The following is a 4,493-nucleotide window of genomic DNA, read 5'->3' on the forward strand; positions in this document are numbered from 1 at the left end:
GCATTGTAGAGCCGGCGGCGGTGCAGGATATAGAAGCGCGGGGCGCCTTCGGAGGGATAGCGTACGTTGAGGCGAGCGATTTCGGCGCGGGCGAAGTCGAGAATCTCAGTGTCCGCCGCATCGATCTCGATCTTGCTGTCGGGCCAATCCGAAAGCAGCGCGAAATGGATCTCGTCCGCCAGATTGGCAAGATAGTGCACTTCGATATTGCGGATGTTTTCCTCGACATCGTCACGCGAGCCGATCAGCGACGGCACGACCACCAGGGTGCGCGCCTCGGGCGGCACGCCGTGCCTGTAGTCGTAACCGATCAGGCGAGTCGGCTTGAGGAACAGCGAGACCACGGTGTTGAAGAAAGCGAGCGCGCCTTCGCTGGCCGGCACGGCAAACAGAGCCAGCATCAGCACGATCGACGGCACCGACAGGCCGAGATTGGAAAGGGCGTTGCCGGACAGGACGAGCAGCAGGGCGGTCAGCGCGAAGACGGGGAGCACGATGCCCAGCCAGCCTGTCTTGGCGAAGGTCCGCTTGACCGTCTGGCTGACCGTAGGCCGGTACTCGATTGCCTTTTCCAGCTCCAGCCGGCGCGGGCCAACGAGATAGAAACCGACATCGGTGTGAGCGGAAGATGCCTGAGCATCAGCTCCTTCAACGCCCTCCGCGACGGTTTCTCCGGCGGCGTGACCGGCCAGTTCGATGGCTTTTTCGGCGACACGGTACTCCGACAGGTTCGAGCGGCGTGCCAGTTCCTCGATCGCGGTGCGGTACTGATCGCGCGAGAAGAAGTCGAGCGCGGCGAAATCGGTGCGCTCGCGCAGCACGGTATCGATGCGGCTGACGCCTTCGAACCACACCGTCCAGTCGACGTCGTTGATGAGGCGCAGACCGCGCACGATGTTGCCGGTGGTCACATTGCCGCTGGACAGCGTCTGGTGCTCGGAAATGATGATTTCCTCGGCATCCGAGCCGGTCTTTTCGAGTTCGCCTTCCAGCCACTCCAGCGCCTTGCCGGCGTTCTGCGATCCGTCACGCAGGCGATAGAGAAGCTGAGTGGCGAAGGTGGTGTCCTGCGCATGCGCGCTGAAGTTGGCGAGAATTGCCTGCCGATCCGGATTGTCGTCGGTCGCAAGCACCTTGTCGGCCACGTCGTTGGCGATCTGGCGCATCTGGCGAGTGCGGTTGACCCTGACCGCCAGGCGGCGGAGGTTCTCGATCAGCACGAAGCGCAGCAGTGACGGCAGGGCCCAGAGTTCGCCGATCTTCAGCGGCTCGACCGACTGAAAACCCTGGACGATGGACTTGAACATGGTCGCCGAGACGGAACTGTCCGAATGCGCGACATAGGTCCAGGCCAGCGCCAATGCGCGCGGCACGGTGCCGCCGTCGGGCAGTTTCAACGTCGGCAATTGCCGGTAGAAGCGGCGCGGCAGGTCGCGTTTGACCTGGAAAATGGTTTCCTCGATCAGGTAGTTGTTGTCGAGCAGCCATTGCGCGGCCGGCGTGATGGTTTCGCCCCTCGCCTGCGCGGCGTTGGTCGACCGGTAGACTTCGAGGATCTTCTTGGCGCTGTCACGGATGCGGGCCTGGAAGTCGAATGGTATCAGTCCGAACAGGTCCGTCAGATCGCCCTTGGCCAGGCTTTCGCCGAGCAGCCGGAGCCGTTCCTCCGGCAGGAATGTCGATCTTATCGGCTCTTCCGTGATGGCTGGGAAGCTCGCGCTTGTCTTCTCGATCTGGGCTGGGTTCGTCTGAATATTCATTGAAAATTCCGTAAGCGGGCACTCAGCGGCATCACCGCCACGGCAATGGCCCTAAAACCGGTTCAAATGCAATCGGTTGCATCAACCCCTATGCCGAAAGTTTGTTTCCGCACCACGACAGGGCGTCATCTTTCGAGCAAACTCAAAGACGAGCGCCCCTCGCTCCCGTCAGGACCGATCGACGGGGAGGATTCGGGCTTTTTCGTGATGCCACCGCCAGCTTACGCTATATTTCGCCGGCGTCGCGATCATGTTTGGAAACAGGCGGTAACCGTTGGCGCCAAACGTGTCAGGCGGCAGCGATTATCCGGATCACGAAAAGGATCGCATCCGGTGCGGGCTGAACCCGCAAGACAGAGGCATCAGGTCCGAGCAGCAGGGCGTCGAGCGGCCCGAGACGAATGGGCGCGGCGCCGGGGAAAATGGCATGGCCCCTGTGACAAAGGATGAGGGTGGGACCGGCCTCGGTCGCGATTTCCACGGGCGTCGAAATCGCCAGACGCTCGACCTGATGCAACATGTGGCCGCGGCGGGTCATGACGTTGAGATCGGTGATCGGGCCGGCGATCAGCGCGGCACGCGTCGGCTGGTCGGCCGGAAAGGAAAATGGCTGGGAAGCCGCTGTCATCCGCTCCGGCGGACGGCCCGCGACATCAAGCACGATCCCCTCGCCCTCCAGCACCGACAGCGTGCGGTCGATGCCGGCAAAGCTGGAGAACGGCCCGCTGCCTTCGACCCGGGCCATCGAGACGCGCCAGTCGAAATCGTCGAGCCCGGCGCCGTCGGGCGAGACGGCGATCTCGGTCGTCGTGCCGCCGCCGTTCTTCCACGGCATGACGCGGTAATCGGCGGCGCGAAGGATGCGCATCACGTCAGCCGCTACCCGAGAATGCCGGGCAGGTTGAGCTGGTGCTCCTTGGCGCATTCGATGGCGATGTCATAGCCGGCATCGGCGTGGCGCATGACGCCGGTCGCCGGGTCGTTCCACAGCACCCGCTCCAGACGTCTTGCCGCGTCAGGCGTGCCGTCGGCGACGATGACCATGCCGGCATGCTGGGAGAAGCCCATGCCGACGCCGCCGCCATGGTGCAGCGACACCCAGGTGGCGCCCGAAGCTGTGTTGAGCAGCGCGTTGAGCAGCGGCCAGTCGGAGACCGCGTCGGAACCGTCCTTCATCGATTCCGTCTCGCGATTTGGCGAAGCGACCGAACCCGAATCGAGGTGATCGCGGCCGATGACGACGGGCGCCTTGAGCTCGCCCTTGGCCACCATCTCGTTGAAGGCAAGACCCAGCCTGTGCCGGTCGCCGAGACCGACCCAGCAGATGCGCGCCGGCAGGCCCTGGAAGGAAATGCGCTCGCGCGCCATGTCGAGCCAATTGTGCAGATGGGTGTTGCCGGGAGTGAGTTCGCGTACCTTGGCGTCGGTCTTGTAGATATCCTCCGGATCGCCGGAGAGTGCAGCCCAACGGAACGGGCCGATACCGCGGCAAAAGAGCGGACGGATGTAGGCCGGCACGAAACCGGGGAAGGCAAAGGCGTTCTCGAAACCTTCGTCCTTGGCGACCTGACGGATGTTGTTGCCGTAGTCGAGCGTCGGCACGCCGGCGTTCCAGAACGCCACCATCGCCTCGACATGCTCGCGCATGGAGGCGCGGGCCGCTTTCTCGACCGCCTTGGGGTCGCTGACACGCTTTTCGCGCCACTCGGCCATCGTCCAGCCCTTCGGCAGATAGCCATTGATGGGGTCGTGCGCCGAGGTCTGGTCGGTGACCATATCAGGGCGGATGCCGCGCTTGAACATTTCGGGCACGATCTCGGCGGCGTTGCCAAACAGGCCAACGGACTTCGCCTCGCCGGCCTTAGTCCAGCGCTCGATCATTTCCATGGCCTCGTCGAGCGTCTCGGCCTTCTCGTCGACATAGCGGGTGCGCAGGCGGAAATCGATCGAATCGGGATTGCATTCGATTGCCAGACAGCAGGCGCCGGCCATGACGGCAGCCAATGGCTGGGCGCCGCCCATGCCGCCAAGGCCGCCGGTCAGGATCCATTTTCCCTTGAGATTGCCGCCATAATGCTGGCGGCCGGCCTCGACGAAGGTTTCGTAGGTGCCCTGCACGATGCCTTGCGTGCCGATATAGATCCAGGAGCCGGCCGTCATCTGGCCGTACATCATCAGGCCCTTCTTATCGAGCTCGTTGAATTTCTCCCAGGTCGCCCAGTGCGGTACCAGGTTGGAGTTGGCGATCAGCACGCGCGGCGCGTCCGGGTGGGTGCGAAACACACCGACCGGCTTGCCGGACTGCACCAGCAGCGTCTCGTCCTGGCCAAGCGTCTTCAGCGACGCAACGATTTGATCGAAATCGTTCCAGGTGCGCGCCGCCCGGCCGATGCCGCCATAGACGACCAGTTCGTTGGGATTCTCGGCGACATCAGGGTCGAGATTGTTCATCAGCATGCGCAGCGGCGCCTCGGTCGTCCAATACCGGGCGTTGAGCTTGTCACCGCGCGGCGCGCGCACTTCGCGGATATTGTGGCGAGGGTTGTTCATCATTGTCCCTTTCGGATGAGGCGGCGCGTCAGCGCCCGGCCCAGTCAATGGCGGTTTGGAGAATCTGCGTCAGCGTGGCAAGGATCGGCGCGGCGAACGCGGCATCGTAGGGTACCGGCCAATTGTCCGGCGTGCCCTTCCCTTCGGGCTCGCGCATATAGCCGCGGTTGGAGAGTTCCATCT

At 63.6% G+C, this 4,493-nt stretch carries 2 protein-coding genes and 2 pseudogenes; all 4 read right to left on the reverse strand.

Annotation, left to right across the window (positions count from 1 at the left end):
- Nucleotides 1-1,760: pseudogene (locus EOA36_RS28545) on the reverse strand (protein ndvB); the annotation flags it as partial.
- A gap of 289 nt (nt 1,761-2,049) precedes the next feature.
- Complete coding sequence (locus EOA36_RS28550; RefSeq protein ID WP_127280373.1) at nt 2,050-2,628, reverse strand: HutD family protein; 579 nt, start codon at nt 2,626-2,628, stop codon at nt 2,050-2,052.
- An 11-nt stretch (nt 2,629-2,639) separates the two neighbouring features.
- Nucleotides 2,640-4,310, reverse strand: a complete 1,671-nt coding sequence (gene hutU / locus EOA36_RS28555; RefSeq protein WP_127280374.1) for a urocanate hydratase — start codon at nt 4,308-4,310, stop codon at nt 2,640-2,642.
- Between the two features lie 28 nt (nt 4,311-4,338).
- A pseudogene (locus tag EOA36_RS38520) lies at nt 4,339-4,493 on the reverse strand (N-formylglutamate deformylase); the annotation flags it as partial.

Source organism: Mesorhizobium sp. M8A.F.Ca.ET.021.01.1.1, assembly GCF_003998025.1.
Taxonomy (GTDB): Bacteria; Pseudomonadota; Alphaproteobacteria; order Rhizobiales; family Rhizobiaceae; genus Mesorhizobium.